We start from the raw sequence: 25,633 nt of genomic DNA, 5'->3' as shown, positions 1-25,633 counted from the left end.
CGCCCCTCCCCCGCACGGGGGCTGACCCGCCGTGAGCCCAGGGTCCGATGGTCCACCCGCATCGGGCCCCGGAGGCCGCAGGCCATGCCCGCGGTGCGATGATCCACCGCATGGACTTCACGGAGGAACTGGCCGTACTGGCGACGACGGGGAAGCTGGGAGCCCTGTCCTACGGTGCCACCCTTCCCGGACTGGCCGCCGCCCACGGTGCGCCCGTGACCGGTGGGCGCGTCTACGAGCAGAGCCGCTGGCCGCGCTGGTTCCGTTACGGCAGCGTGCAGTTGGTCGTCTGCCGGTGCCGCCGACTGGACTCCATGATCATTCCGGCCTGGCACGAGGAGCTGGAGCTCCCCGGCCGCCGCCCGGGTGGCCTCCGCACCGTCGACTCACGCGTCACCGAGTCGGAGCTGACCGCCGCGCTCGTCCGGGCCGGCTGCCGATGGGAGACCGTGGAGTACGAGAACCTCACCGACCAGCGGAGTCTGCAGACCGGGCCGGACGACGACGTGCGGGTGAGCTTCACCTTCGTCAGCCGGGAGAGCTACGACTCCCCGCTGCTGGAGGACTGGATCCTGGACAAGGTCAACCTGTGGGGCCTCTCCCACGGCGAGTGCCCGGAGCCCGACCGCAGCCTGCCCGATGACGGCTACGGCAGTTAGCCTGCGGACCCGGCCGGGCGGGAGCGGGCGGACCAGGCCGGGTCGGGTCGCCGAGGCGGGCCGGGCCGGGCCGCGGCAGTCAGACCCACCGGGCCCCGGGCCTGACCTCCGAGGCGGGCCGGGCGCCCCGGGTGGCGGCCCCGAGCCGGTCGGGCGCAGCCTGGAAGAGGCCGCCGCGCACGCCCGGGAAGCGGTCGGGGCCCGTCGAGGAGCAGTCATGGACGAGATCGACGTACTGGTCGTGGGCGCGGGCCCGGTGGGCCTGACCGCCGCGGCCGAGCTGCGCCGCCACGGGGTCGGCTGCCGGATCGTGGACAGGCTGGCCGTTCCGCAGCACTACGCCAAGGCCGTCGGGGTGCAGCCGCGCACGATGGAGCTGTGGGACCTGATGGGCATGGTCCGCGCGGCGCTCGACGAGGCCATCCCGATGCGCGGTCAGCTCCTCTTCGCCGACGGCCGGCCCGGCCCGCAGATCGACCTCACCCTGCCGCCCGACATCCCGTACGGCTTCGCCGCGCTGCCCCAGTACACGACGGAACGCCTGCTCACCGAGCACCTCGCCGGGTACGGCACCCAGGTCGAGCGGGGCACCGAGCTGCTCTCCGTCCAGCAGGACGCCGACGCCGTCGGGGCTCTGCTCCGGACCACGTCCGGGCCTCAGGAGGTGCGCGCACGCTACGTGATCGGCTGCGACGGCGCGCACAGCCTGGTCCGGAAGGCGGCCGGCCTGCGGTTCGAGGGCGACGCCTTTCCCGAGCAGTACATGCTCGGCGACGTCGAGGTCGACTGGGACCTCCCCGAGGGCTACGGCATCCGGGCCATGCACCACGACAAGGCCGGCCGGGTGGACGACATCCTGGTCTGCATCCCGCTGCCGGGGCGGGGCCGGTACCGGATGTCGATGCTCGTGCCGGACGAACTGTCCGGCGACGGCCGCGCGGAGGACGCTGTCGCCCACGGATTGGAGGGCGACCGGGTACCCGAGCTGCGGCACATCCAGGCGGTGCTCGACCGGCTCTCGCCCCGGCCGGCGCAGGCCTCGGCGCTGCGCTGGTCGTCCACCTTCCGGATCAGCCACCGCCTGGTGGACCGCTACCGGGCGGGGCGTCTCTTCGTGGCCGGGGACGCCGCCCACATCCACCCGCCGACCGGGGCGCAGGGCATGAACACGGGCATCCAGGACGCCGTCAACCTGGCCTGGAAGCTGGCCCTCGCGGTGCGGGGCATCGGCGCGGCCGGGCTGCTCGACAGCTACCACGCCGAGCGGCACCCGGTCGGCGAGGAGGTCGTCGGCCGGACGGTGCGGCACGCGCGGGACGGCGTGCCCGGCGATGACGGGGACCTCGACACGGTGCTGCGGCGGGAGGCACAGCTGCTGGTCGGGTATCCGGACAGCCCCCTGGTGGAGCCGGTCCCCGCTGCCGACGGCACGACCGGCGGGCCCGCCCCCGGTGAGCGGGCCCCGGACTGCCGGGGGCTGGAGCGGGACCTCGCGAACTACCCCGTCCGCCTCTTCGACCTGCTGCGGAGCCCGCGCCACACGCTGCTGTTCCACGTGGGCGCCGGCACCCCGGACGAGCAGGTGACCACGTGCGCGATGGCCGCGCTGTCCGCCGCCCACGGCCTGCTGGACGTGTACGCGGTGCTCGCCCCGGACGCGCCGTCACCCCGGTGGCGCCTGCCGTCCGTGCGGGACGCCGAGGGTGGGTTCGCCGCCGCCTACGCGGCCCGCCCCGGTGAGGCCTTCCTCATCCGCCCCGACGGCTACCTCGCCGGGCGGTTCCACCCGCCCACCCCGGACGGCCTGGTGGGCGGCCTGCGCCGGACGTTCGACGCGGGGTGAGGCCCGCCGTCGGGCTGCCGTCGGCCGCCGCCGGGGCCGGCTCGACAGGTTGCGGCAGGATGACAAGCGCGGCAGGTGCGACAGGTGACGGATTGCGGTTCCGTCACCGTCCGTGCAAACGCCTCGACCGCCGGGTCAGCGTTCTTCCGCAGGCAATCTGACGGCGTTTCAGTGTCAGTCCCTGGGAGCATAATGAAGTATCGCCGCTGACGAGGGGACGTCTTGGCGCGGCTGATCCCGGATCCCGCGCAATCGTCACGACCGGCTCGCGGAAGCCATTCGGTCACGTTCCGCGATGCGCCTCGTCCGGCGCTACTGGGGGGAGTAGAGAGATGAGCTTCATAGGCTTGATCATCATCGGCGGAGTCATCCTGGTCGTCGTCAAGATCATCGCCTGGGCCGCGGGCCGGGACGGCGACAGCAGGAGGTCCCGTTACACGGGCGGGGACACCGGCGGCAGCGGCGGCTCCGGCGGGAGTTGCGGCGGAGGGGGAGGCGGCTGCGGCGGGGGCGGTTGTGGCGGAGGCGGCTGCGGCGGGGGTTGCGGCGGCGGCAGCTGAGCCCCCGGCTCGGCCACCCACCACCCAGAACGGAGAGCGGCGTGCTTTCACGAACGTTTTCACGACGGGTCGACCGCGTGCAGGCTGCGGTCGACGCGCTCGAACTTCCCCCCGCCGTCTACAAGACCTGCCCGTTCCAGCCGCGGGAGCTGGTCGAAACCGGGCTCCGGCAGTGGCTGAGGTGCTGCGGAGCGGCGATGCTGGACCAGCAGATCATCGGCATGCCCTCGTTCGCCGTCGACGAGGCATGGCACGGGCTGATCCTCTGCACCGAACGCTACGCGGCCTTCTGCCAGGCGGCCTACGGACGGTTCCTGCACCACCACCCCCAGGGCGGCGAGCTCCCGGGCAGCGCGCGACGCGCGGGGTCGATGCACGAACAGTTGCATCGCACCGCCGTGGCATGGTCGTTCGTGGCCCGGCCCGACGAGGAATGCGTCCTGTGGGACCTGGACGTCCGGGTGGGCGTGCCCGAACCCTGGGGCACGGACGTGCACCGGTAGTCGCCCACACCGGAGACGGTGCTGATGGCTTCACACGCGTGATCGTCGGCTTCGTGCGGATCCCGGCGGGCGGGCAAGGCTGCGGTACGCCGGCGGACAGGACACGCGAGAGCCCCGACCGGGATTCCGGCCGGGGCTCTCGGGCTGACGGGCGGGGTCAGACCGCGCCGAACTCGCCGGCCCGGACGCCGGCGATGAACGACTGCCAGGCCTCGGCGGGGAAGACGAGCGCGGGCCCAGAGGGATCCTTGGAGTCACGCACGGGCACGGCTCCAAGGAATCCGTCCGCGACCTCAATGCAGCCACCCCCGCCGTTGCTGTGCGAGCTCTTGCGCCACTTGGCGCCCGATAGGTCAACGTGCATGGCGTTCAAGTCCCTTCCGAACCTCACGGATCATGGCCAGGCTGTCCGCCCTGGGAAGTGCGTCCACCTGTAGCCGATCGTACTTTCCAGCCCAAGCGCCGACCGTATCGGCGTCCTGCTCCAGGTAGCCGCGCTGAAGCGTTTCGGTGTACCCGACCATCGTTCGATTGGGAAGGGTGAGGAGGGTCACCGAGTGTGACAAAGGTCGATCCTCGGCGAGGGCGTATGGGGCGACTTGAATGACGACGTTGGGCCGACCGGACAGATACTCGAGGTGGGAGAGCTGCCGCAGCATGACGCTCGGGCCGCCGATCGGACGGCGCAGCACTCCCTCGTCCAGGACAGCATGGATAGCCGGGGTCCGGTCAAGCAACTTCTGCCGCGCGGTCAGGAGGCTCAGCCGCTCATCGGCTTGCGTCCGACTGGCTTCGCCTCGCCGCACGATGGCGGCTTCGTAGGCGGCGGAGTATTCGTGGTGCTGCAGGATCCCTGGCACCATGCCAGTTTCGAACAGTCGCAGGCCGACGGCTTCGCGCTCCTTGGCGGTGTACTCGGGGAAGCCAGGGATCAGAGCCCCGTTCTTCCAGCTCCACCACAACAGCTCAAGAGATCCGCCGGCCACCAACACCTCGTCGGCCCGCTGCACGAACTTTAAGCTCGGAGCCTGCTTTGCCGTCTCCACGTTGGAGATGTACACGCTGGAGTACTGGACCAGTGCGCCGAATTGGACCTGTGTCAGCCCGTTCCCCTCGCGTGACCTGCGGAGCTGAACCGCGAAGGCAGCCAGTGGAGATGACGTTGGATCAAGAGTGCGACGATTCAAGGTCGTTCCAACTTAAAGTCTGGTGAACTAGAGAGTTGAAGTACTTCCGATGGTAGCCCCGCCCGCTCCACCATGAATACGGGTCGCGATGACCCGGACGCACAGAGCTACCACTGGAGCCGACATGCCCAGCTGCCCCCGCATGCCCGCCTACAGGCCCGAGGTCGGAGAAGTCGTCCGCGACCTCGCCCACCGCGCAGCCACCGGCGAACCCACCGAAGGCGTCTACATGGACACCCTCGCCGGCCTCGCCTACCTGCGCCCCGCCGGCGGCGGCTGCGAGTGGACCACCAAGCCCGAGCACCTCCAGCGGCTCGACCACCCCCGCCACCTCACCGTCCAGCACCCCAGCAGGCCCCGCGCGCACGACGCCGCGTGAACCCGACCCTCAGACTCCTCGCGGCCGTCACGGCCGTGCCCGCCGTCAGCGCCGGCGCAGCCGTCCTCGCCTGCTGGCCGATCCGCGACGGACCCTGCGGCCCGCGGCTACTCATCCTCGGCCTCATCGTCGCGACCGGCATCGTCGCCGGCCTCCCCGCCTGCTCCCCTGGCTCCCGGCGGCGACCGAACCCGACCGAGCCACCCCCCAACTCCCGCCCGGTTCACGAACCGGACGGGCCCATCGCCACCAACTCGACTCCAAGGAGCCCGACTTGCTGTACCCACTCCCCGAGATCCTCACCAACCCGCCCCGCCGCCGGCTCGGCCACCAGGCCCTCGTCCTCAACTCCGACGGAGCCGTCCTCCTCCTCGAAACCACCTACAAGAACGGCCACACCCTCCCCGGCGGCAGCGCCGAACGCGACGAACTCCCCCACCTCGCCGCCCGCCGCCACACCGAGACCCAGACCGGACTCGTCCTCCCCCTCCGCACCCTCCTCGCCACCGACTACACCGACACCCAACTCCTGCCCGAGGCCGTCCACTTCGTCTACTGGGGCGGCCGTCTCACCCGGGCCCAGGAGGTGACCCTCGCGCGCCACCTGCCACCCCCGCACGTCATCGGCCTGCACTGGGTCCCCGAGGCCCGGCTCCCCGACGTCATGGCCACCCACCAGCACCGCCGCACCACCCAGGCCCTCACCGCCCTCGCCCGCGGCGCCCACCTCCCCTTCCTCCTCCGCGGCATCCCCGCCGAGTAGGGCGGGGCGTTGCGGCAGGTGGCGGGGCCACCGGCAGGAGACCGATGACAGGTGCGCCTCGGCGCACCTGTATCGCACCCGTACCGACCAGGACGAACGGGCCGGTGGGAGGCTGCGGGGGCCCGGGGCCTGGGAGCATCCGCGTCCGGGCTGGTGCCCTGCTGGACCGGCTTGATCCGCTCGGCCTGGAGCACGGTGCACCGGAGAGGACGGCAGGCTGCGGCGGCGGTCGCACAGGACGCCAGTCACCGTCAGCGGGCCACTCTGCCGGAGCGGCTGCTGACGGAAGATCGACCGTGGTCAGGAGGCTGTCCCACGGGAGACTGTCGGTCCTCGTTCATAGAGCCTTCGCCATCTTCGAACGTGCTGGTCAGAGCCTCTGGCGTGGCGTTCGCCTGGGGTGCTCGTGCTGGTCGTGGGCGGGTGTCTGGGGCCTTGATCGTCCGCCAGCGGCTAGCTTCGAGGTTGGTCAGGACGAGCAGGGCTCGCAGGAGGACGGCGAGTTCGTCGCGCTCTGCCCGGACCTCCGCGAGCTGCTTGGCCAGCTGATCTTCAAGTTCGTCCAGTTCCGCGCGTCGCGCGGCGACCCGTTTCGCGATCTCGGACTCCCACCATGAACCGGATCGTAGGCGGCACCGGGCCCGGAACGCAGAGGAAGCGGGGAAACCATCCCGTCAGACGATAAGGACCGCAGACTCCCGCCCACCACCAGCACGAGCACGGTCAGGGACCGTCACGCCAGAGGCTCCGACCAGCACGTTCGAAGATGGCGAAGGCTCATTGTTCATCAGTGAGTTGCCCACGCGTCACAGCCACAGTCCTACTGGGTACCGCCCCCAGAAGAGGGCAGAACCCCAAGGCTGATCGCAACATCACACAGGCCGTAGCCCTCGGCGGCGGACGAAGCACTCGGGCACGGACATCCACGTGGGTGTCCGGGCCCGCGCCGGCTTCCTGGCGCTACGCGGAAACGGTCTTGATCCGGCGTACGTTCTCCCGGCCGCAGGCCGCGCAGACGATCCACTCGCACAGCCAGCCGTCCCAGACGAAGGCCTCGCTCGCCCGGTTGCAGTCCTCCCAGCCGCAGAAGACGCAGTCCCCGTCTTCGCCGGTCAGGTACCGGAACGGGTGAAGGATCGGGCGGCCTCGGAGATCAGGACGCCCCAGGAACCCGCAGCCGGGGCACGTCCACCACTCGTTGGTGCCCCCGTACGCCCCGGACCGGGTGGTCTCCTGCACCAGAGCCCGCGTGCACTGCGGACAGTGCCTGGGCGGTGCGTCGCCCGTACCGCCCGCATCCTCGATTTCCATGCCGCTCCCCCGGGCAATCCGACTGTGGCGTCAGCCTATTCCGCCGGCGGCGAGGGCGGCGTGGGTCCGGTGCGGCTGAGGGGCTGTCCGCATGTAGCCCCATGGGCGCCGCCGACCGGTATTTCTGCGCGCTAGCGTCTCTCCAGCAGCCCGCGATCGAGGGCCACGACCACCGCGTGCGTGCGGTCGCTGACGTCGAGCTTGGCGAAGATCCGTAGGAGATGGGTCTTCACCGTGGCCTCCGCGATGACCAGCCGTCGGCCGATCTCCACGTTGGACAGCCCGTCCGCGACAGCGCTCAGCACATCAACCTCGCGCGTGGTCAGAGCCACGGGGGCGGGCTTCCGCATCCGGGCGACGAGCCGCTCCGCGACCCTCGGGGCGAGGACGGTCTCGCCGCGGGACGCGGATCGGATGGCGTCGACGAGCTGGTCACGCGTGGTGTCCTTGAGCAAGTACCCGATTGCGCCGGCTTCGACCGCGCGCTCGATCTCTGCGTCGGTGTCATACGTGGTCAGGATCAGCACTCGGGTCCGCGGGCGGCCGGCGACGATCTCGGCGGTGGCACTCGCCCCGTCGAGGACGGGCATTCGCAGATCGATCAGCGCCACATCGGGTTCCAGGCGCTCGACGAGTTCGACGGCGGCGCGGCCGTCGCCCGCCTCGCCGACGATGTCGATGGTGGGCTCGGAGGCCAGCAGGGCGATGACCCCGGCCCGCATCACCGTGTGGTCGTCCACCACGATGATCCGGAGCTTGTCCTTCGTCATGTCACACCTGACCGTTCGTGGGAATCATGGCGAGGACGCGTGTGCCGTCGCCGACCGAGCTGGTGACCGTGAGTTCTCCGCCGAGGTCGGCGAGGCGTTTGCGCATGCCGTTGAGCCCGAAGCCGCGGGAATCCTCGACCACGAAGCCATGGCCGTCGTCGGTGATTTCCAGTTCGACTCCGTGCGCGTGCAGCGCGAGGACGACGTCCACCGTCGAGGCGGCCGCGTGCTTGCGGACGTTGGCCAGGGATTCCTGGGTGCAGCGCAGGAGTGCGATCCGGGTCGGCTGGTCGCACTCGACTTCTGGCAGGTCCGCGGTGACGGTGAGCCCGGTGTCCTCGGTGAACCGGTCGAGTATCCGGCGTAGGGTCCCCGCGACCGAGCCGGGGGCGAGACCGCTCTGCGGGGCGGAGCCGACGAGGACGCGCGCCTCGGCGAAGTTCTCGCGTGCGGTGTTCTCGATCGAGAGCAACTGCTGGGCGCTCCTGCCGGGATCGGTGTCGAGGCTGGAGCGGGCTGCCTCCGCCAGCACGATGATGGACGCGAAGCCCTGGGCGAGGGTGTCGTGGATCTCCCGGGCGAGCCTTTCGCGCTCTTCCGTGGCGCCCTGGAGCTTGTGGGCCTCGGCCAGACGCAGTTGGGTGCTCTCCAGTTCGGCACTGAGGCTGCGGGCGCGCTCGTCGCTCTGCTCAACGATCCGGACCACCCCCAGTCCGAGCAGCGCACCCGCGGTATAGCCGATGAGGGTGAAAATGATGTTGCCGGTGAAGAAGTCCGCGTTTGCGCCGCGATGGATGGTGATGCCGACCAAGGTGTTCGCGGCGGCGATCCCGCTGAACGCGATCGAGTACCGCGGGCTCTTGGCGAAGAGCCAGAAGAGCGGGAGCGACACGATGAACAGCGCCGCACCGTCGCCACGTGCGCAGGACATCCCGCCCAGGCCGAGGGTGAGCACACCCAGGAAGGTGTGCGGGCGCAGCACGGGATTGCCGGGGCAGGCCGCCACGATCGCGTAGCAGAGGGCGATCAAGGCCAGCAGCGCCAACGACCACCAGTACGTGCTCGTTCCGGTCTTGTCCATGACGGAGATGACCGGGGGACATAAGCCCAGGAGCACCCAGGAGACTGCGTACCACCCGTGAAGTGTCCGTATCCGGAACCGGTCGTCGGGCTGCGGCCGTTGACTCATGATCGTCAGCCTATGCTTTCCAGCGCGGCGGCGGCGGCGGGGACGGAGGTCCGCGCCCGTCGCGCCGGGCGGGACGGCCGCCATGCACGGTCGCCGAGGAGCAGCAGGAGCGACGGCAGGAGCAGGAGTCGGATGATCACGGCGTCCAGCAGCACGGCCACCGCCAGGCAGAAGCCCATCTGCTTCATCTCGGTGAGGTGCAGGGCGACGAAGGCGCCGAACACCGTCACCATCACGATCGCCGCGCTGGTCACCACCTTGGCCGACCGGCTGATGCCCTCCAGCACCGCCTCCCGTGCCGACATCCCGTTCTGCATGGCCTCTTGGATCCGGCTGACCACGAAGACCTGGTAGTCCATCGACAGGCCGAAGAGGATCACGAAGAGGAACAGCGGCACCCGGGACGCGATCGCACCGAGCGAGTCGAAGCCCAGTAGGCCCTCTGCCCAAGTCCCCTGGAAGAACACGACCAGCAGACCGAGTGAGGCCCCGGCGGAGAGCAGATTGAGTATGACGCCGACCAGGCCGATGACCACCGAGCGGAATGCCCACACGGTCATCACGAAGGTGACCAGCAGCAGGAACCCGATGACCAGCGGCAGCTTGCTGTTCTCGTGATCCACGTAGTCGCGGCCTCGGGCCACGTCACCGGTCACCGCCGTCTCCACGCCGGGCAGCTTGCCGACCGTGGCAGGCAGATGGTCCTTACGGATGTGGTCGAGTGATTGGATCGCCTGGGCGGAGTTCGCGGGGAAGGGGACGGCCAACTCCACTACGCTGATCCGGCCGTCGGGGGACGTACGCACCGTCGGATCGGCGTTCCTGGCGAACAGCGGGTCGGTTTGCGCCCGTCGGCCGAGGTCCGCCAGAGCATGCCGCACCTGCGCGGCCCGGTCCGGTGTGGAGCGGACGACGACCTCGTGCGTGACCAAGAGCTCCGGGAAGGCTGCGTTCAGCCGGTCGTAGGCCTGCATGGCCGGGATGTCGCGGGAGAAGGTGTCCTTGCCCGGGTCGACGAGCTTCAGGCCGAGCGCGGGCGCGGCCAGGGCGAGCATGACCAGCGTCGACACGCACAGCGTGCGGGCGGGGTGCTTCTGAGCGGGCCGCAGCAGGGCGCCGAAGACCCGGCCCGTTTCGGACTCCGCCCGCCTCGTACGGAGCGGCTTGCCGCGGCTTGTACGGCGGGCCGTACGGCGCTCGGTGCGGTGTCCGATCTTCACAAGGAGTGCGGGAAGTACGGTCAGGGAGCTGGCCATGGCGACCGCCACGACCAGGATCGTGCCCGTCGCCAGCGAGGAGAAGATGACGTCTGTGGCCAGATACAGGGTGGCGGTGGAGACGATCACTGCGAGGCCGGAGACCACGATGGCCCGGCCCGCGGTCGCCGCTGCCAGTTCCACCAGGGCTTCCGTGCGGAGGCGGCCGCCGGCGCGGGCTCGTTCCTCGCGTTCACGCTTGAGGTAGAAGAGCGTGTAGTCGACGCCAACCGCCAGGCCGATGAGCACGATCATGTTGGTCCCGACACCCGGATCGGGCAGGACATGCGACGCGACCATGGACAACCCCAGGGCGGCGGCGATCGAGGAGAGCGCAAGCAGCAGCGGCACACCGGCCATGACCACCGATCCGAAGACGATCAGCAGGGTGATGAGCGTGACCGGCAAGGTGATGCGCTCGGAGAGCGTGAGGTCCTTCCCGCGTTGGTCGTTGACGCCCTTGCTGATGGAGGGGGAGCCGGTCTCCTCCACGACCAGGTCCGGGTGCCCGGCGCGCACCTTCGCCGTCTGTTCGAGGAGCGGGACGACGTTCTTCCTACCGTCCAGCTCGGGGCCCTTCAGGACCACCGAGAGCCTGAGGACCTTGCCGTCCTCGGAGCGGACCGGAGCTGCCACGCTGTCCACCTGGGGCAGTCTCTGGACCCGCTCGGTGAGCTCCCGGACCACGGAGCTGACTGTGGCCATGTCCAGGGGTCCGGACTTGGCGTAGATCGTGATCTGTTCGGTGGGCCTGGCTTGCAGTCCTCCTTCGGTCGCCATCGCCTCGGCTCGCCCCGCCTCACCGACCCGGTAATCCTCGGTAGTGGCTGCGTGGGAGCCGACCGAGCTGCCGACACCAAGACACAGAATGACGAACGCGAACCAGCCGGCAATCGCGCGCCACGCATGCCGGGCGCTCCATCGGGCTATCCGTACAGGGAGTTGACTCATACCTGAGATCCTGGTCGGCTGGGTGGGGCGTCCGACACGCCCTGCCGGTTGAACCTGGGGTCCACCGGTCAGTGGACGGCGCCGGCCGTCCGGCCCCCGGCAGCAGCAGCCCACCGCCGGCAGACAGGACCGGCCCGCACCGACGGGAAGCTTGACCGGCCTGCAGAGCGCGCTTCCGGACGCCTCTACGGGCACGTGGCCGAGACCGTCGCCGGCTGACCCTGGCCCAGAGGTCATCGCCCTGCTTCAACACGTGGCTCTTGATCAGGCCGCGCGGGTCACGTCACCGACCAGCAGCTCCCGGCTGATCGGGCGGTTCGGAACCTCGATGGTCTCGTTCGGCTGCATGGTTCGGTTCCTCCTGCTCAGCGCAGTTGCTCGGCCAGTCCGACGATGATGCCCTCCGGGCCGCGGAGGTAGCAGAGCAGATAGCTGTCCTCGAACCGGGCGATCTCGCCGACGAGTTCGGCGCCGTGAGGGCGCAGGCGGGCAACGGTGTCCTCGATGTCGTCGACGGCGAACATGACCCGGTGCGTGCCCAGGACGTTGTGCGGCCGGTTGCGCGGCCCGGTGCTGATCACCGCGGGGCTGCGGTACTTCGCCAGCTCGAGCCGGCTGTGACCGTCCGGGGTCCGGACCATCGCGATGTCGCAGCGGACGCCGTCGAGTCCGGTGCACTGGTCGGCGAAGAGGCCCTCGACCTGCGCCCTGCCCTCCAGTTCCATACCGAGTTCCACGAAGAACGCGATGGCGGCATCCAGGTCCTCGACGACGATGCCGACGTTGTCCATCCGCTGAATCGCCATGCTGGTTTCTCCTTCTTCCTCGTGCGGCCGGTGGCCGCTGATGTCACTGGGACGGAGCCGGTGACACTACTCCGGCAAGCACCACCGCCACGGCCTGCACTTCCTCGCCCTGACCGACGAGAACGGCAAGCTGATCCGGATCTCCGCCGCCCGGCCCGGGAGGACCCACGACGCCACCCCCGCCCGCCACGACAAGATCGTCGAGCACCTGAAGGCGGCCGGTCTCGGCGCGCTCGCCGACCTCGGCTTTCTGGGCGTGGACAAACCCGAGAACGCCGATGACCAGGTCATCGTCACCGGCTACAAGGCCACCCGCGCCCGCAAGCTCACCCCAGGGCAGAAGCAGGCCAACCGGATCCTGGCCGCCGGACGCGCTCCGGTCGAACACGGCTTCGCGCACCTGAAGGCCTGGCGGATCCTCACCAAGCCCCGCACCGACCCCCGCGCTGCCACCGCTCTCCTGCGAGCCCTGCTCGTCCTGACCAACCTCGACGCCAGCCGCTGACGGACGGTCAAGGCCCCAGACACCCGCCCACGACCAGCACGAGCACCCCGGACGAACGCCACGCCAGAGGCTCTGACCAGCACGTTCGAAGATGGCGAAGGCTCATAGGATCACGGCATGCCTGATGCCTTCACCGTCTTGTGGACCCATGACACGTGCCGTGCCCTGCGCAAGGCGGGGCGCGTGGGCGAGCGACCGCAGGTTGCCTTCAGCGGGGTCCATTCCTCTCTTCCCGCCTGGTCGGGTGCCGGCGTCGGGGACGAGGTGTACGCACTGCACGTCAACCGGTGCGAGGTGTTCGTGGTGAGTCGGATGCGGGTGCCCGACACGGAGCAACGCGACTGCTGCGGCGCCGCGCCCGCGACGTGGCAGGATCCGGCGTTTCCCGGCCACCATGACTGGTCGATGCTCGGTGCCGGCGGTTGTGGCGCCGCGGCTGTGCACGTGGCCGTGACGCCCGTGCGCTTCGACGTGCCGATATCCGGCGATCTTCTGGAACGGCTCACCTGGCGCAATCGCCGCGGCCGGACCCGGGGTCCGAAATACGTGATGGATGGCCGCCTGGAGCGCGCGGTCAGCCTCCAGGGGTTCTACCGTCTGGCCTCCGAGCCGGCCGACGCCCTGGCGGAGGTCATGGGTAACGCCGGCCCCTGACGCAGATCCAGGGCGCCGGCCGGTCAGTCGTGCGTCATGCTCGTCCGGTAACGGCCCGGACTCAGGCGTCCGGGTTGGTGCCCTGCTGGACCCTCTTGATCCGCTCCGCCTGGAGAGCGGTGAACTGCTGGAGCGTCTTGTGGTCGCGCTCGTCCTCGTCGAGCTCGATCAGGACCACGACGGTGCCGACCCGCATGACCGTGGCCGAGGCGACGACCCCACTCGCGGAGTCACTCGAATCGGCCGGCCGCTCGAAGCCCTGCGACTGCTCGGCGGCCGCCTTCAGGTTGATCCGGCGCACCTTGTCGTCGCCCTTCTCCAGCGACGTCACCATCGCCTCGAAGGCCGGGCCCGCGTTCTCCACGGCGTCGAAGGCCAGCAGGGTGAAGCGGATGTCGTTGTCGGTATTGGAAGCCAACTCGTACCGGACGGTCCCGCCCAGCTGGAGACCGGAGCAGCTGATCGACAGCTTCTTCCGGCAGGTACTTGCCGCCTCGGCCTGCGCGATGGTCTGCGGCGGCTTCGCACTGGGGGCGAGCCGCCAGCCCGAGGGGAGCGAGGCCGGGCTGGGCAGCGCGTCCTGCACCTGGTCCGGATTCGACAGCACGACCCCGGCCCTGAACGCCGCCCCGCCGCCGTCGGAACTGCACGCGCCCGTCCCCAGGGCGAGCGCGGCGACCGTTCCCGCCAGGGCGAGAGTGCGCCCGTGCCGCTTCAGCTTGTCCACCGTGGTGCCCCCGTTTCGTCTTCACCTCGAAGATCAGCAGCGGACATCAAACCACATGATCACCTGGTGGTTCTGACTGTCCATCCGTGCCCGACCGGGGCCTGATCGGTGCTGAACGGCCTCCCGGCAACGGCTACCGCACCACCGCGGCGAGAGAGGGAACCCGGAGCGACCCAGGCCATCCGTGCCCCGCCCCCGGCGGCCTGCCGGCAGGGCGCCAAAAAGCGGTTGGGCGGGGACGATCCCGGCTGGTAGCGTTCGGGCGACCGTGAAGCCGTCATCAGGAGGTGAGACCCGTGAACGCTGTGTCCCATGGGTGCTCCCCCTTTTCCTTCATGGTCGGGCGACTGACGTAGGTGTCGCCGGGAGCGCCTGAACACAAGGCTTTCCCGAAAGGCAGACACCTATGAATTCTGTGCATTTCACTGCGGGCACCGACGAGCCCCCGGCAGTGGTCACGCGGGTCGCGGAACAGCAGTGGCACGCTCTGGCCGACGACCGGGTGGTCGGCAGCGGTGACGTTTCACACAGGCCCGACGGACGGATCTTCCTGAGCATCGACTCGTGGCACGGCGCGGTCTTCGACCGACTCGCCGAGGCCATGCTCGCCGACCTGCCGAGGCCGCTCTACACGGTGGTCGACGAGGCCGACGGCGACTTGACGTCCGCCTGGGAGCGGGTCGGTTTCACGGTCCGACGCCGCGAGTGGGAGTACGTCGTGCCCACCGACCCGCAGATCACGGGGCTCGACGCGGTGCAACCGCCGTCGGACGTGACGATCGTGCCCGCCGGCGAGGCGGAGGAGGGCCCTCTGCGCGCGTTGGACCGCGCCGTTCGCGAGGAGGTCGAGGCCACCGTCGGCTGGCAGGCGATGCCGGCCGAGGTGTTGCCCCGCCCGCACGGGACCACCGTGCTGGATCCGTCGATGTACGCGGTGGCAGCGCGGTCGGGCCGGTACGTCGGCCTGCTCAGGCTGGCGACGGTGACCCGGCGGCCACGGATCGGGCTGATCGCCGTCCGGGCCGACCAGCACCGCGTCGGCATCGCCCGGGCGTTGCTGGCCCACGTGCTGGGTTCGCTGCACCGCTCCGGAGTCGAAACGGCGTCGGCCGAGGTGAACGAGTCCAACGGGGCGGCGGCGGCGCTCTTCGAGGGCGTCGGCGCCCGGCGCGCGGGCAGCAACCTGGAGTTGGTGTGCCGCTGACGCCCCACCACATCACCACCGACCGAAGAACTGGGAGAACCATGGCAAGAACAGCAGGGGGCCTCGAAGTCGAAGGCACCGTCGTCGAGTGTCTGCGCAACGCCACCTTCAGGGTGGAGCTCCAGAACGGGCACAAGGTGCTCGCGCACATCAGCGGGAAGATCCGGAAGAACTACATCAAGATCCTCCCGTACGACCGGGTACTCGTGGAGCTCAGCTCGTACGACCTCACCCGTGGCCGGATCCTCTACCGCTACCGGACGTGACGGCACGTGGGCGCCGGCCAAGGTGAACCCGAAGGCCGCCGGGGGATGTCCTCGGAGGCCTGTGAGCTGATGGTGCATCCGATGACCCGGGTGCCGGCCGGACACCGGTAGGACGGCCGTCCTCGACCAATGCTCACCCGGCCTCCCCCTCCACAGGGCAGGCCCGGCCGAGATTCACCCGGGGGCCGGCCGCCGACCTCGCCGCGGGGCGCGGACGGCGGCCAGGCCCTCGCGGGCGCGGGCGGCGGCCGGGCCCCGCGGGCGGCGGGCCTCCGCCACCCGACATCACGGGCGGGTGGCACGGGTGAAGCGGGCCGCCCACTCCCGGACGAAGTCGACGAACTCGGGAGGGCCCAGCACCTCGAACTCCGCACCCACATTGCCCAGTGCCTGAGTCGGCCAGTCCAGGGTCTGCGAGGTCATCCTCACCCGGCACCGCTGCTCGTCGACCTCCTCGACCATCGCCCACGGGCCGACGCGCGCGCGAACAGCCGCTGCGGGGGCGTGCACAAGCGCTTCGACGGTGTGCGGAACGGCGACGCCGCCGCTGCCCGCACGGACGAAGGCCGCGGCGTCGTCGGCGGGCAGCTCGCGCGGGCGAAAGCGCTCTCCCGTCCCGCGCGGATCGTCGAGGCGGTCGAGGCGGAAGCTGCGCCAGTCCTGCCGGGTCAGGTCGTAGGCGACCAGGTACCAGCGGTACCCGAGCGAGACCAGCCCGTGGGGCTCGACATGGCGGGCGCTGCGCTCGCCACCGCGGGCGGTGTAGGAGAAGCGAAGCCGCTCCTCGTCCCGGCATGCCTGCGCGATGGCGGTCAGCACTCCGGCCTCGACGGTCTCCCCACCGCCCTCGACGGAGGGCACGGTCACCACCCGCAGGGCGTCGACCCGTCGACGCAGTCGCGCCGGCATGACCTGCACGACCTTGGTGAACGCGCGGATCGACGACTCCTCGATTCCGGTGACCGCGCCCTGGGCGGCCGCACGCAACCCGATGGCGAGCGCGACCGCCTCCTCGTCGTCGAGCACCAACGGCGGCAGGGCGGCGCCTGCCGTGAGCTGGTAGCCGCCGTCGACACCCCGACTGGCCTCCACCGGGTAGCCCAACTCGCGCAGCCGGTCGACGTCGCGCCGCAGGGTACGCGCTGAGACCCCGAGCCTGTCGGCCAGCTCGCCGCCCGGCCAGTGCCGGTGGGTCTGGAGCAGGGACAGCAGCCGCAGCGTCCGTGAGCTTGTGTTCGCCATGCCCTCCAGGATGGCGGCAATTGAGGCCGGAAAGTGACCGCTATGGCTCCTAGCGTGGGTCTCACGAGAACGGGACGTGCCCGGGCCGGGTGCGCCGACCGATCGAAACGAGGAGACCCATGACCGACAGCACGATGTCGACGATCCCCGCCACGATGGCGGCTCCCGCCACGACGACGAACCCCGACACGATGGCGACCCCCGCCACGATGGGGGAAGTACGGCTGGCCAAGCACCTGAAGGGAGACCTCGGGACCGACACCTTCGAGCTGGTACGAGTGCCCACGCCCGAGCCGGCGACGGGAGAGGTGCTGGTCCGCACGGACTACCTGGGTCTGTCGGTGGCCTACCTGGAGATGCTGCGGGCCGACTCCCGTCTGCCGATCCCGCCGTGGGAGGTCGGCCGGCGCATCGGCGGCGCCGCGGTGGGCACGGTCGTGCGGTCCACCAGTGCGGACCTGGCCGTCGGCGACCGGGTACGCACGATGGCCGGCTGGTGCGAGTACTCGGCCGGGTCCGCCGACCAGTACGCCAAGCTGGACCCCGACCTGTTCCCGAGCCCGGTGCACCACCTCAGCCAGGGGCCCACCGCCTACTACGGGATGTCCGAGATCGCCAAGGCCGGTGCCGGCGATGTCGTCTTCGTCTCCGGCGCCGCGGGCGGCGTCGGGTCGCTGGCCGGACAGATCGCCAGGTGCCGGGGCGCCGCGAAGGTGATCGGCAGCGCGGGCAGCCAGGCGAAGATCGACTACCTGGTTGGCGAGCTCGGCTTCGACGCGGCGTTCGACTACCGCGACGGACCCGTCCTCGACCATCTGCGGGAGCTGGCGCCCGAGGGCATCACCGTGTTCTTCGACAACGTCGGCGGAGAGCAGTTCGATGCGGCCGTCGAGGCGGCGGCTCCGGGGGCCCGCTTCGCGCTGTGCGGCGCGCTGGCCACGCAGATCGGCGACCACGAGGACCGGTTCCCCGAGCCGGACCTCACCGCGGCGGCCGCCAAGGGGATCGAGGTCCTGGCGTTCTCCACCCATCACACCCCCGGGCAGATCGCGGCGTGGACCGAGCACTTCAGCACCTGGTTGAGCGAGGACCGCTTCGTGTTCCCCCACACGATCGTGGAAGGCGGCCTCCCGGCAGCTCCCCAGGCGCTCGTCTCCCTGCTGAAGGGCACCTACCGGGGCAACGTCTCCGTCAGGGTCGCCGGCTGAGACACGAAGAGCGCCGCCCGTCACCCCCGGACGGGCGGCCCGCTCCCGGTGACGCCCCCACCATCCAAGGAGAACCGGCACCACATGACCGACGCCCCCGTGCTGTCCACCCGCACCCTGAACCGGACACTGCTCCAGCGGCAGTTCCTGACCGCCCGAACCTCCCGCCCGGCGCTCGACGTCGTCGAACACCTGGTCGCCCTGCAGGGGCAGGAGCCCAACTGGCCCTACGTGGGGCTGTGGACCCGGCTGGCCGAGTTCCGCCACGACGACCTGACGGCACTGCTCCGCGACGGGCGCGTGGTGCGCTCCGCAGCTCTGCGCAGCACCCAGCACCTGACCAGCGGCAACGACTTCCGCTGGCTGCGGCCCGTCCTCCAGCCCGTCCTGGACCGCACCGCCCGGGCGCGGTACTTCGCCGCGCAGACCGCCGGGTTGAGCATCGCCGAGCTCACCGACGCCGGCCGGGAGCTGACAGCCGGCCACATCCTGCCCCGGCGGGAGCTCGCCCTGTCGCTCGCCGAGCGCTTCCCGGGCCGCGACGGCCGCGTGCTCGCGGGGGCGGTGGAGCTGCGGGTACCGATGGTGCACGCCCCGGCCACCGGCGCCTGGGGCGCCTGGGGCAACCGCCCCAACATCGCCATCACCCTCGCGGAGGACTGGATCGGCCGACCGATGGCAGCGCCACGCGTCGAGACGGTGATCCGCCGCTACCTGGCGGCGTTCGGCCCGGCCGGCGTCAGGGACATCCAGACGTGGTCGGGGCTGACCCGCCTGCGGGAGACTCTCGACGGGCTGCGGTCACAGCTGCGCGTCTTCCACGACGAACGGGGCACCGAGCTCTTCGACCTGCCCGACACGTCGCTCGCCGACCCGGACCTGCCCGTCCCCGTGCGATTTCTGCCCGCCTTCGACAATCTGCTCCTCGGGCACGCGGACCGCACGCGAGTGATCAGCGAGGCAGACCGCAAGCTGGTGATGCCGGGTCAGGCCATGGTGCGGCCCACCTTCCTCGTTGACGGCTTCGTCCACGGCACATGGGCGGTGAAGGACTCCGTCCTGCGCATCTCCCCCTTCCGGCCGCTGTCGCGCGCGGGCACACAGGCCGTGCTGGACGAATCCGAGCGCCTTCTCGCCTTCGTCGCACCCGACGCGGCGAAGCGGGGGGTCACGTTCACCTGAGAAACGGGGGCGCCTCTGCCGCCGGTCACCGGAGCCCTGGCCACGGATCCCGGCGAGAGGACCGCCCGGCCCTACCGCGGCGGGTCGAACACCAGGTCGGCCGCGCGGGCGAGCACGTCGGCGCGGGTGCGGCCCTCGTGGTCGGCGGCGAGGGAGTGGTGGCCGATCGCCACACAGAAGGCGATCAGGCTGCGGGCCTCGACTTCGTCGGGATCGGGGCAGAAGGTGCCGATCGTCTCTCGCAGCAGGGCCATGCGCCGGTTGTCCACCCGGCGCAGGCGCTCGGCGACGACCTCGTCGCGCCGGGCCCAGTCGCGGACGGCGAGGTCGATGGGGAGCAGGCGGTCGTCGGAGAAGGTGAGCATGCCCGCGCGCCGCGCCCTGGTCTTCGGGTCGCCGCCCTCGCGCTCGACGCGGTCGATCACCTCGTCGGTGGCCTCCCGTTCCCAGGTGTCCAGCATCGCCTCCAGCAGCGCGTCACGGTCGGCGAAGTACCCGTAGAAACCGCCCTTGGTGACGCCGAGCCGCTTCGCCAGCGCCTCGATCCTGACGGCGTCGGGGCCGCCGCCGGCCAGAGCCCGCAGGCCTTCCTCGACCCATCGGTCGCGCGGTGTGCGAGCAGCGCCCACGGTGTGTCCCACCTCACTCGTCGCCCGGATATACGCAATCGTATATCCGGGTCTAGCCTCGTCTTGTACGCAAGCGTATAAAACGGGGGCGGTACACGGCGCCCCGAGCGGGAAAGGCGGCAGCAGCCATGAAACTTCCTCTCACAGCCCACACCCACCGGCCGTGGCGGAGCCACGAGTTCACCCGCGACTTCCGGACCGAGGACGTGTGGTCCTTCCGCACCCCCGGAGCCGGGCCGGACGACTTTCCCGTGATGCTCGCCGCGATACGGGCCGCCACCGGAAGCGCCGAGCAGAGCCCGCCGGCCCGGTTCCTGTTCGCGGTGCGGTGGAAGCTCGGCGCCCTGCTCGGCTGGGACAGGACCGACGCGGGGCTCGGGGCGCGAGTCCGGTCGCTGCGCGACCGCCTGCCGGACGACCTCCGCGAGAGCGCGGACGGCTTCGACTTCGACGGAATGCCGCTCACCCCCGTGTACCGGCTCGCCGACGAGGCCGTCCTCGAACTGGCGAACAGGACCGTCCACGCTCTCATGCACCTGGGCTGGGTGCCGACCGGCGACGGCGGTCACGAGCTGCGGATGGCGGTCCTGGTCAAGCCCAACGGCCGGTTCGGCCGGCTCTACATGGCCCTCATCGCGCCGTTCCGCCACCTGGTCGTCTACCCGGCGCTGACCCGCCAGTGGGAAGGCGCGTGGCGGGACCGCGCGCTTCTGCTCGGGGGCACCGGCCCTCGGCAGTGAGCACCGGCCGGGGCGGCTCACCCCCTCCGGCGCGGGCCTCCCAGCCGGCCGTCGTCGCCGGGCGGTGGAAGCACGCCGGTCACCCCTCCACCGTGGACGCCGAAGCCGGCCTCACCGTGCCGCGGCCTCATCGACCACCACGCCCGGGGAGTACGGCTCCAGGTCGCGGAAGAACCGCGCCGCGTCGATGACGGCCTCCGGCGGGTGGACGCCCGGGCGGCGGGCCGTCCCGTCCAGCACCTGGGCGAGGCCGAGGGCCAGCGGGACGCCCGTGGCGAGGGCCATGTCGGCGAGCAGGCGCGGCGGGTCCTCGGCGGGACGGGCGAGGACGGTGAGCGGGCGGCCGGCGCGCCGGCCGGTGGCGACGGCGAAGAACGGCGGCGGGCTGCCCGGGCCGCGGAACCCCGCCGCCCGGACACCCGCGGTCAGGGCACGGCCGAGCGGGGGGCCGGTCAGCAGGGAAGCGGCGGACTCGTTGTCCAGCCGGCCGCGGTCGAGGTCACGACGGAGCCCGTCCAGGAAGGCGACGGTGCCCCGGGTGACCACCATCAGGCAGGCCGCGTTCCCGGTGGGGGCGAGGCTGCGGCTCAGGGTGACCGGCTCGGGGTGGCCGACGGTGTAGGCCGTCCCGGCGCAGCCGCCCGGCAGGGCGAGCGCGACCGGCCGCAGCGGGGGCCGCCGCACCAGCTCCCCTTGCTCGACCACGGCGACGGTGCCGCTGATCTGCTCCATCCAGTGGACGGCGGCGGCCCCCACCTCTCCCAGCCCCGCGCCGGCGTCGGGGACGTCCACCGGCCAGGCCGTGTAGAGGTCATGGACGGTGTCGAGCCGTTCCGCCGCCAGCACGGCGAGCAGGCTGGAGATGCCGGGGCTGGCGCCCATGCCGAGCACTGCCGTGACGCCCGACCGCCTTGCCTCGCCGTCCAGTTCGAGCATCCGGACGGTCGGCTCCCAGTCGTCGCAGAGGTCCAGGTAGTGGGTGCGGGTACGGATCGCCGCCGCGAGCACGGCCGGGCCGAACCGGTAGTAGGGGCCCACGGTGTTGAGCACCACGTCGGCGGCGCCGAGCGCTTCTTCGAGCTCAGCGTCGTCCGTGACGTCGATCCGACGTGCAGACACCCGCAGCGTTCTGACGTCGAGTTCGGCGACGAGTCGGCGCGCCGCACCCACATCGCGGTCGCCGACGACGATGTCGCGGACACCGGGCAGCGCGACGGCCGCACGGACGGCGGCGGCGCCCATGGCTCCGGCACCTCCCAGCGCGAGGATCCTCATCGGTGCCCCCCGGTCCCGGCCGGAGGAACGGCCGCGACGTAGCGCCGGAGGTCGTCGAGATAGCCGTCGACGTAGATCGACCGGGGTGCGGCGAGCATGGTGAGCAGGCCCCGGGTCTCGTCGTCCTCGACCTCGGGCCGCACCAGGTTGTGGTTGGCGCCCGCGTGCCGGACGACGGTCAACTGACCCGGCCCGGTGAGAAGTCGGCGGTAGCCGGCCTCGGTGTCGGCCACGTCGACGTTGCGGTCCCGGCCGCCGAGCACCAGCAGGACGGGCACCTTGCGGGCGGCCAGCGCGGCCAGGTCGGCGCCGGCGTCGGCGGTGTGGTTCTTGCCGATGAACCGCCACCGCGCGGGCGTCAGGTCGCCGAGGTCGGGGCCGAGCGCGGCCCGCGCCTGCTCGTAGGTCGCACCCTGGCGCAGTTGCTCGTCGACCCGCTCGCTGCGGGCGACTTCCGCGTCGACGCGACTCTGCGGGGCATGGTCGTGGGCGAGTTCGGCGAGCAGGTTGTAGCGGCCCTGCCGGAGCCAGTTGACGGCCGGGGAGACGGCGATCACGAACCGGACCTCAGGCACCCGGTTGGCCACCTTGGGCAGCACCCAGCCGGCCTGGCTGATGCCCCAGAGGCCGATCCGGCCGGGGTCGATCCCGGGCTGCGACCTGGCCCAGGCGATGGCGGCGGCGGCTTCGGCGGCCCGGTCGTCCATGCTCTGGTCGAGCCAGTCGCCGGGGGCGCCGCCGACACCGGGCTTGTTCCAGGAGAGCGAGGCATAGCCGGCCTTGGCGAGGGCCTCCCAGATCGGGCGGTAGAAGGTGTCGCGGGTGGCGTCGGCGGGCCCGTCGCCGTGGACGAAGACGATCAGGCCGAACGGCCCGTCACCGCCCTCGGGCCGGGCGAGCACGCCGTCCAGCGGCTGGGCGCCACCGGTGATGGTGACGCGTTGTTCGCGCAGGTCGTAGCTGTGCTGGTAGGCCACCCAGCCGCCCGCGGCACCGGCCGACAGGGCCAGTGCGAGCAGGGAGCCGAGCAGGCACCGGAGCCAGGTGCGGGGTGTCCCTCGTGCCATCTCGCCACCATATCTATCGCAATTGAAACTATCGTTCTTCTCTCGATAGTTTTGAGCGTACTACACTCCCCGGAGGAAGGGAGCGGCACGATGACGGAGGAACTGCGGACCGAAGTCCCCACCAGGACGCTGGTGGAGGGGCTCGTCCGGGCGGACGGCACGGTGGACGCGGGCGAGCTGTACGAGGTGGCGGGCGCGCTCGGGATGTCCGACCAGCAGGTGCGGCTCTGCATCAAGCGGATGGCGGCGGACGGCCTGCTGGTCCAGGAGGGCCGCGGGCGGCGCGCCGTGCTGCGGGAGACGGCCGAGGCGCAGCGGGTGGCCGACCCCGAGGTCGACTTCGTCCGGCACATGTACGCCCAGGACGCCGGGCTCGCCCCCTGGGACGGCAGCTGGCACCTCGCCGCCTTTGCCGTGCCCGAGCCCGCCCGTCAGGCCCGGGACGCACTGCGCGAGACGCTGGTCCGGCTGGGCGGAGCGGCTGTCCAGGGTGGTGTCTACGCCTGCGCCAACGCGTGGGAACCGTACGTCGAGGCGGAGGCCGACCGGCTCGGCGTCCGCGGCCGTCTCACCCTCCTGACCAGCACCGACCTGCGGATCGGCGGCGAGTCGGACCCGATCGCCCTGGCCCGCCGGCTCTGGCCGCTGGACGAACTCGCCGACGGGCACCGCCGGTTGGCGGCCGTCGCACGCGCGCGGCTGACCCGGCTGACCGCCGCCGCTCCCCCGGGGCTCCCGGGCCGGACCGAACGCCTCGCCATCACGGTCGAGTTGGCCGCCGAGTTCACCCGGGCGACGACCCTCGACCCGCTGCTGCCTCCGGAGCTGCTGCCCCGGCCCTGGCCCGGCGCCGAGGCCCGCGCCCTGACCGCCGACTGCTGGCGGCTGCTGCTCCACGCCGAACGGTCCGACCCCGCGCCCGGGCCCCGTCTGTTCCACCGCTACGACGAGGTGGTTCGCGAGATCACCGGGGCCGGGGGTGAGGCCGGGGGTGAGGCCGGACGCGGAGCCGGCTGATCCCGGGCCGCCCCGACGCCCGGCGGTGCACAACGGCGGCCGCCCCCGTGCCGTTGCGGGCGCGGGGGCGGCCGTCGTACCCGCGCCGGGCCGGCCGTGCGTCCCGTGCCGGGTCGGCGGGGCGGTCCACGCCGCGGGCCCGCAGACCGGCCGGGGCGTGGGATCACCCGGCATCACCCGGCCGGCAGGTCGACGCGTCAGCCGGTGGGCGGGATCAACCGGCTCAGAACTGCTCCACCCAGTACGGCGCGACGGTCATCCAGCCGTTGCCCGTGGCTCCGTTGAGCCGGCCGGAGCTGGTCCGGGCCAGGGTGTACCAGGACTCCACGTAGTCCGGGTCGTCGGTCCACCAGGAGGTGGGCAGGGCCGCGAGCACCGCGTTGACGAGCGGTATGTAGGCGCCCTGGTCGGCGATGGTGAGCAGGACGGCGGCGACGGCCTGGGCCAGGGCCAGGTAGTTGGTGTCGCCGTCGTCCTCCATCAGGACCACGTCGGCCAGGTTGTACTTGTAGTTCGACCAGTTCACCAGGATCTGGTTCGGGTTGTACACCGTGCCGTCGTAGCGCAGGTAGGGCATGGCGACCGAGTCCACCCGGACCTTGCCGTCCTGCCCGAACCCGGTGACCAGGCCGAACATCTCGGCCGCGCCCTTGAACCAGGGCTCCTGGTCGTCGGACACCTCGATGCTGTCGATCTTCGTGGCCCACCAGCCGCCCGCGGCCTGCGCACCGGCGAGGCCCTGCGCGGCGAACTCCCGGCGCAGCACCTCGGATCCGGCCGCCATCGCCTTCGCGGTGTCGATGTCGACCAGGTAGACCGGCTGCCCCGGCACCCGGGTGGCGTCGAGCGTGTGGACGTGCCCCGCGGTGTCGTAGGCGCGGACGGTGCGGGCGCGGTCGTCGGCCACGGCGGTGGCCACCAGCGGCGTGGCGCCGGCGTCGAGGGCCGCCCGCATCGACGGATCGGCCAACTGGACGCGCAGCAGCGGGCCGAGACCGGCGTCGAGGCCCTTCGCCGTGGCGATCTTCCGGTCGGCGGCGGCCGCGGTCTCGGCGAGGGCGTGAGCGGCGGGCGTGCCGGAGGCGGCGGCGAGCGGGGCGAGCTCGGTGCCGGCGGACCCGGCCGCGGACTGCACCCGGGAGCGCCAGGCGGGGTCGGCGAGGGATCTGGCCAGGTCGCGGGCGACCTGGTCCTCGATCGTGGCGACCCGGCCCGCGGATTGCGGGGCCGGGGCGGGAGCGGGGGCGGGGGCGGGCGCCGGAGCGGCCGCGGCCTGGCCGGCCGCCAGGGCGGCGAGCGACAGGGCCGCGACCGCCACGGTGGCGCGGCGGAAACGGGAGAGCGCCATGCGGGTGTCCTCCTGAAGCGGAAGGTGCAGGGAACCATGCGGAACCATGCAGGGAACCGGCCCCGCCTACGACGGAGCCATGTCAAGTAAAGTCAGCAAGTGACTCACCATCAAGAAGTGGTCCGGAAAACACTTTCCATCGCCCGACGGGCCGGCGGGGGGTCCGGCCGCGTCTTCTACGAGCAGCCGCTCGGCGACCGGCCGCGAGAACGCACCGGCCTGGTCGACCTCTCGACCGTCGCGGTCCCGGCCGGCACCACCGCGTACCTGTGCGGCCCGCTGCCCTTCCTGCGCTCGGTGCGCACCCAGCTGCTCGCGGCGGGCGTTCCGGCCGCGGCCATCCACTACGAGGTGTTCGGCCCCGACCTCTGGCTCGGCCAGGACGCCTGAAC

General features: G+C 71.6%; 26 protein-coding genes and 1 pseudogene. 14 read left to right on the top strand and 13 right to left on the bottom strand.

The genetic code is table 11. The annotated features are described in order from the left end of the window. Positions 1 to 110: 110 nt before the first annotated feature. The 3 genes from ACZ5WK_RS22960 to ACZ5WK_RS22950 all read left to right on the top strand — a co-directional run bounded on the left by ACZ5WK_RS22960 (position 111) and on the right by ACZ5WK_RS22950 (position 3,565). On the top strand, positions 111 to 659 hold the full coding sequence (locus tag ACZ5WK_RS22960) for a hypothetical protein (protein ID WP_465549515.1): 549 nt from the start codon (positions 111 to 113) through the stop codon (positions 657 to 659). A gap of 217 nt (positions 660 to 876) precedes the next feature. Beyond that, on the top strand, positions 877 to 2,502 hold the full coding sequence (locus tag ACZ5WK_RS22955) for an FAD-dependent monooxygenase (protein WP_465549513.1): 1,626 nt from the start codon (positions 877 to 879) through the stop codon (positions 2,500 to 2,502). 601 nt (positions 2,503 to 3,103) lie between these two features. Beyond that, on the top strand, positions 3,104 to 3,565 hold the full coding sequence (locus ACZ5WK_RS22950) for a glycine-rich domain-containing protein (RefSeq protein ID WP_465549511.1): 462 nt from the start codon (positions 3,104 to 3,106) through the stop codon (positions 3,563 to 3,565). Between the two features lie 157 nt (positions 3,566 to 3,722). Here the strand turns inward: ACZ5WK_RS22950 and ACZ5WK_RS22945 are convergent, their stop codons facing one another. Further along, positions 3,723 to 3,929, bottom strand: coding sequence for a DUF397 domain-containing protein (locus ACZ5WK_RS22945; RefSeq protein WP_465549509.1), 207 nt, complete (start codon positions 3,927 to 3,929; stop codon positions 3,723 to 3,725). Further along, entirely contained in the window at positions 3,919 to 4,752 is an 834-nt protein-coding gene (locus ACZ5WK_RS22940) for a helix-turn-helix domain-containing protein (RefSeq protein ID WP_465549507.1), read from the bottom strand. The genes ACZ5WK_RS22945 and ACZ5WK_RS22940 overlap by 11 nt, the downstream gene beginning before the upstream one ends. 142 nt (positions 4,753 to 4,894) lie before the next feature. On the opposite strand from ACZ5WK_RS22940, the gene ACZ5WK_RS22935 reads away from it, so the two are divergent. Together ACZ5WK_RS22935 and ACZ5WK_RS22930 are read left to right on the top strand one after the other, a co-directional pair. Continuing rightward, complete coding sequence (locus ACZ5WK_RS22935) at positions 4,895 to 5,131, top strand: hypothetical protein (RefSeq protein ID WP_465549505.1); 237 nt, start codon at positions 4,895 to 4,897, stop codon at positions 5,129 to 5,131. Positions 5,132 to 5,405: 274 nt separating this feature from the next. After that, positions 5,406 to 5,894: an NUDIX domain-containing protein gene (locus ACZ5WK_RS22930; protein ID WP_465549503.1), complete on the top strand. Its 489-nt coding sequence runs from the start codon at positions 5,406 to 5,408 to the stop codon at positions 5,892 to 5,894. Positions 5,895 to 6,854: 960 nt separating this feature from the next. On the opposite strand, the gene ACZ5WK_RS22925 is transcribed toward ACZ5WK_RS22930, so the two are convergent. The 5 genes from ACZ5WK_RS22925 to ACZ5WK_RS22905 form a co-directional block, all read right to left on the bottom strand. Continuing rightward, positions 6,855 to 7,205 (bottom strand): hypothetical protein, encoded by a 351-nt coding sequence (locus ACZ5WK_RS22925; RefSeq protein ID WP_465549501.1) that lies wholly within the window; start codon positions 7,203 to 7,205, stop codon positions 6,855 to 6,857. 131 nt (positions 7,206 to 7,336) lie between these two features. After that, positions 7,337 to 7,975: a response regulator gene (locus ACZ5WK_RS22920; protein ID WP_465549499.1), complete on the bottom strand. Its 639-nt coding sequence runs from the start codon at positions 7,973 to 7,975 to the stop codon at positions 7,337 to 7,339. Position 7,976: 1 nt separating this feature from the next. Then, the gene (locus tag ACZ5WK_RS22915) at positions 7,977 to 9,164 is read right to left on the bottom strand and encodes a sensor histidine kinase (RefSeq protein WP_465549497.1); all 1,188 of its coding nucleotides are present in this window, start codon (positions 9,162 to 9,164) and stop codon (positions 7,977 to 7,979) included. A gap of 5 nt (positions 9,165 to 9,169) precedes the next feature. Then, positions 9,170 to 11,371: an MMPL family transporter gene (locus tag ACZ5WK_RS22910; RefSeq protein WP_465549495.1), complete on the bottom strand. Its 2,202-nt coding sequence runs from the start codon at positions 11,369 to 11,371 to the stop codon at positions 9,170 to 9,172. 365 nt (positions 11,372 to 11,736) lie between these two features. Further along, a complete protein-coding gene (locus ACZ5WK_RS22905) occupies positions 11,737 to 12,177 on the bottom strand; it encodes a VOC family protein (RefSeq protein ID WP_465549493.1) in 441 nt (146 codons plus the stop codon). Positions 12,178 to 12,271: 94 nt separating this feature from the next. Here ACZ5WK_RS22905 and ACZ5WK_RS22900 point away from each other — a divergent pair, with 94 nt between their 5' ends. Beyond that, positions 12,272 to 12,682, top strand: coding sequence for a transposase family protein (locus ACZ5WK_RS22900; RefSeq protein ID WP_465549571.1), 411 nt, complete (start codon positions 12,272 to 12,274; stop codon positions 12,680 to 12,682). 117 nt (positions 12,683 to 12,799) lie between these two features. Beyond that, entirely contained in the window at positions 12,800 to 13,336 is a 537-nt protein-coding gene (locus ACZ5WK_RS22895; RefSeq protein ID WP_465549491.1) for a hypothetical protein, read from the top strand. Positions 13,337 to 13,397: 61 nt separating this feature from the next. Here the strand turns inward: ACZ5WK_RS22895 and ACZ5WK_RS22890 are convergent, their stop codons facing one another. Next, positions 13,398 to 14,063, bottom strand: coding sequence for a hypothetical protein (locus tag ACZ5WK_RS22890; RefSeq protein WP_465549489.1), 666 nt, complete (start codon positions 14,061 to 14,063; stop codon positions 13,398 to 13,400). A gap of 406 nt (positions 14,064 to 14,469) precedes the next feature. Between ACZ5WK_RS22890 and ACZ5WK_RS22885 the strand changes: the two genes are divergently transcribed. After that, positions 14,470 to 15,267 (top strand): GNAT family N-acetyltransferase, encoded by a 798-nt coding sequence (locus ACZ5WK_RS22885; RefSeq protein WP_465549487.1) that lies wholly within the window; start codon positions 14,470 to 14,472, stop codon positions 15,265 to 15,267. Between the two features lie 41 nt (positions 15,268 to 15,308). Further along, positions 15,309 to 15,533: a translation initiation factor IF-1 gene (gene infA, locus ACZ5WK_RS22880; protein WP_396323412.1), complete on the top strand. Its 225-nt coding sequence runs from the start codon at positions 15,309 to 15,311 to the stop codon at positions 15,531 to 15,533. 285 nt (positions 15,534 to 15,818) lie between these two features. Here infA and ACZ5WK_RS22875 read toward each other — a convergent pair whose 3' ends face one another. Further along, positions 15,819 to 16,775 (bottom strand): helix-turn-helix transcriptional regulator, encoded by a 957-nt coding sequence (locus ACZ5WK_RS22875; protein ID WP_465549485.1) that lies wholly within the window; start codon positions 16,773 to 16,775, stop codon positions 15,819 to 15,821. Between the two features lie 119 nt (positions 16,776 to 16,894). Between ACZ5WK_RS22875 and ACZ5WK_RS22870 the strand changes: the two genes are divergently transcribed. Beyond that, positions 16,895 to 17,983, top strand: coding sequence for a zinc-binding dehydrogenase (locus ACZ5WK_RS22870; RefSeq protein WP_465549483.1), 1,089 nt, complete (start codon positions 16,895 to 16,897; stop codon positions 17,981 to 17,983). Positions 17,984 to 18,067: 84 nt separating this feature from the next. Next, positions 18,068 to 19,165, top strand: coding sequence for a winged helix DNA-binding domain-containing protein (locus tag ACZ5WK_RS22865; RefSeq protein ID WP_465549481.1), 1,098 nt, complete (start codon positions 18,068 to 18,070; stop codon positions 19,163 to 19,165). 71 nt (positions 19,166 to 19,236) lie between these two features. On the opposite strand, the gene ACZ5WK_RS22860 is transcribed toward ACZ5WK_RS22865, so the two are convergent. Next, positions 19,237 to 19,794 carry a TetR/AcrR family transcriptional regulator gene (locus ACZ5WK_RS22860; RefSeq protein ID WP_465549479.1) on the bottom strand — a complete coding sequence of 186 codons (558 nt, stop codon included), beginning with the start codon at positions 19,792 to 19,794 and terminating at the stop codon, positions 19,237 to 19,239. Between the two features lie 128 nt (positions 19,795 to 19,922). Here ACZ5WK_RS22860 and ACZ5WK_RS22855 point away from each other — a divergent pair, with 128 nt between their 5' ends. Then, positions 19,923 to 20,534 carry a DUF2867 domain-containing protein gene (locus ACZ5WK_RS22855; RefSeq protein ID WP_465549477.1) on the top strand — a complete coding sequence of 204 codons (612 nt, stop codon included), beginning with the start codon at positions 19,923 to 19,925 and terminating at the stop codon, positions 20,532 to 20,534. A 111-nt stretch (positions 20,535 to 20,645) separates the two neighbouring features. Here ACZ5WK_RS22855 and ACZ5WK_RS22850 read toward each other — a convergent pair whose 3' ends face one another. Continuing rightward, the gene (locus tag ACZ5WK_RS22850; protein WP_465549475.1) at positions 20,646 to 21,809 is read right to left on the bottom strand and encodes a saccharopine dehydrogenase family protein; all 1,164 of its coding nucleotides are present in this window, start codon (positions 21,807 to 21,809) and stop codon (positions 20,646 to 20,648) included. Continuing rightward, positions 21,806 to 22,876, bottom strand: coding sequence for an alpha/beta hydrolase family protein (locus ACZ5WK_RS22845; protein WP_465549473.1), 1,071 nt, complete (start codon positions 22,874 to 22,876; stop codon positions 21,806 to 21,808). The genes ACZ5WK_RS22850 and ACZ5WK_RS22845 overlap by 4 nt, the downstream gene beginning before the upstream one ends. Before the next feature lie 90 nt (positions 22,877 to 22,966). Here ACZ5WK_RS22845 and ACZ5WK_RS22840 point away from each other — a divergent pair, with 90 nt between their 5' ends. Further along, complete coding sequence (locus ACZ5WK_RS22840; protein WP_465549471.1) at positions 22,967 to 23,893, top strand: PaaX family transcriptional regulator C-terminal domain-containing protein; 927 nt, start codon at positions 22,967 to 22,969, stop codon at positions 23,891 to 23,893. Positions 23,894 to 24,116: 223 nt separating this feature from the next. Here ACZ5WK_RS22840 and ACZ5WK_RS22835 read toward each other — a convergent pair whose 3' ends face one another. Then, a complete protein-coding gene (locus ACZ5WK_RS22835; RefSeq protein ID WP_465549469.1) occupies positions 24,117 to 25,241 on the bottom strand; it encodes a DUF3103 family protein in 1,125 nt (374 codons plus the stop codon). A 201-nt stretch (positions 25,242 to 25,442) separates the two neighbouring features. Between ACZ5WK_RS22835 and ACZ5WK_RS22830 the strand changes: the two are divergent. Next, positions 25,443 to 25,631 (top strand): annotated as a pseudogene (locus tag ACZ5WK_RS22830) (hemin transporter); the annotation flags it as partial. Positions 25,632 to 25,633: the final 2 nt, after the last annotated feature.

The organism is Kitasatospora sp. NPDC032757, from assembly GCF_055579305.1.
This window is presented reverse-complemented; position numbering and strand designations above follow the sequence as displayed.

Coding starts and splice junctions, on each gene's coding strand:
- ACZ5WK_RS22845 (WP_465549473.1), bottom strand. CDS start 22,876: ATGGCACGAGGGACACCCCGCACCTGGCTCCGGTGCCTGCTCGGCTCC.
- ACZ5WK_RS22855 (WP_465549477.1), top strand. CDS start 19,923: ATGAAACTTCCTCTCACAGCCCACACCCACCGGCCGTGGCGGAGCCAC.
- ACZ5WK_RS22910 (WP_465549495.1), bottom strand. CDS start 11,371: ATGAGTCAACTCCCTGTACGGATAGCCCGATGGAGCGCCCGGCATGCG.
- ACZ5WK_RS22840 (WP_465549471.1), top strand. CDS start 22,967: ATGACGGAGGAACTGCGGACCGAAGTCCCCACCAGGACGCTGGTGGAG.
- ACZ5WK_RS22865 (WP_465549481.1), top strand. CDS start 18,068: ATGACCGACGCCCCCGTGCTGTCCACCCGCACCCTGAACCGGACACTG.
- ACZ5WK_RS22960 (WP_465549515.1), top strand. CDS start 111: ATGGACTTCACGGAGGAACTGGCCGTACTGGCGACGACGGGGAAGCTG.
- ACZ5WK_RS22875 (WP_465549485.1), bottom strand. CDS start 16,775: ATGGCGAACACAAGCTCACGGACGCTGCGGCTGCTGTCCCTGCTCCAG.
- ACZ5WK_RS22945 (WP_465549509.1), bottom strand. CDS start 3,929: ATGCACGTTGACCTATCGGGCGCCAAGTGGCGCAAGAGCTCGCACAGC.
- ACZ5WK_RS22895 (WP_465549491.1), top strand. CDS start 12,800: ATGCCTGATGCCTTCACCGTCTTGTGGACCCATGACACGTGCCGTGCC.
- ACZ5WK_RS22920 (WP_465549499.1), bottom strand. CDS start 7,975: ATGACGAAGGACAAGCTCCGGATCATCGTGGTGGACGACCACACGGTG.
- ACZ5WK_RS22925 (WP_465549501.1), bottom strand. CDS start 7,205: ATGGAAATCGAGGATGCGGGCGGTACGGGCGACGCACCGCCCAGGCAC.
- ACZ5WK_RS22905 (WP_465549493.1), bottom strand. CDS start 12,177: ATGGCGATTCAGCGGATGGACAACGTCGGCATCGTCGTCGAGGACCTG.
- ACZ5WK_RS22835 (WP_465549469.1), bottom strand. CDS start 25,241: ATGGCGCTCTCCCGTTTCCGCCGCGCCACCGTGGCGGTCGCGGCCCTG.
- infA (WP_396323412.1), top strand. CDS start 15,309: ATGGCAAGAACAGCAGGGGGCCTCGAAGTCGAAGGCACCGTCGTCGAG.
- ACZ5WK_RS22850 (WP_465549475.1), bottom strand. CDS start 21,809: ATGAGGATCCTCGCGCTGGGAGGTGCCGGAGCCATGGGCGCCGCCGCC.
- ACZ5WK_RS22885 (WP_465549487.1), top strand. CDS start 14,470: ATGAATTCTGTGCATTTCACTGCGGGCACCGACGAGCCCCCGGCAGTG.
- ACZ5WK_RS22955 (WP_465549513.1), top strand. CDS start 877: ATGGACGAGATCGACGTACTGGTCGTGGGCGCGGGCCCGGTGGGCCTG.
- ACZ5WK_RS22870 (WP_465549483.1), top strand. CDS start 16,895: ATGACCGACAGCACGATGTCGACGATCCCCGCCACGATGGCGGCTCCC.
- ACZ5WK_RS22915 (WP_465549497.1), bottom strand. CDS start 9,164: ATGAGTCAACGGCCGCAGCCCGACGACCGGTTCCGGATACGGACACTT.
- ACZ5WK_RS22935 (WP_465549505.1), top strand. CDS start 4,895: ATGCCCGCCTACAGGCCCGAGGTCGGAGAAGTCGTCCGCGACCTCGCC.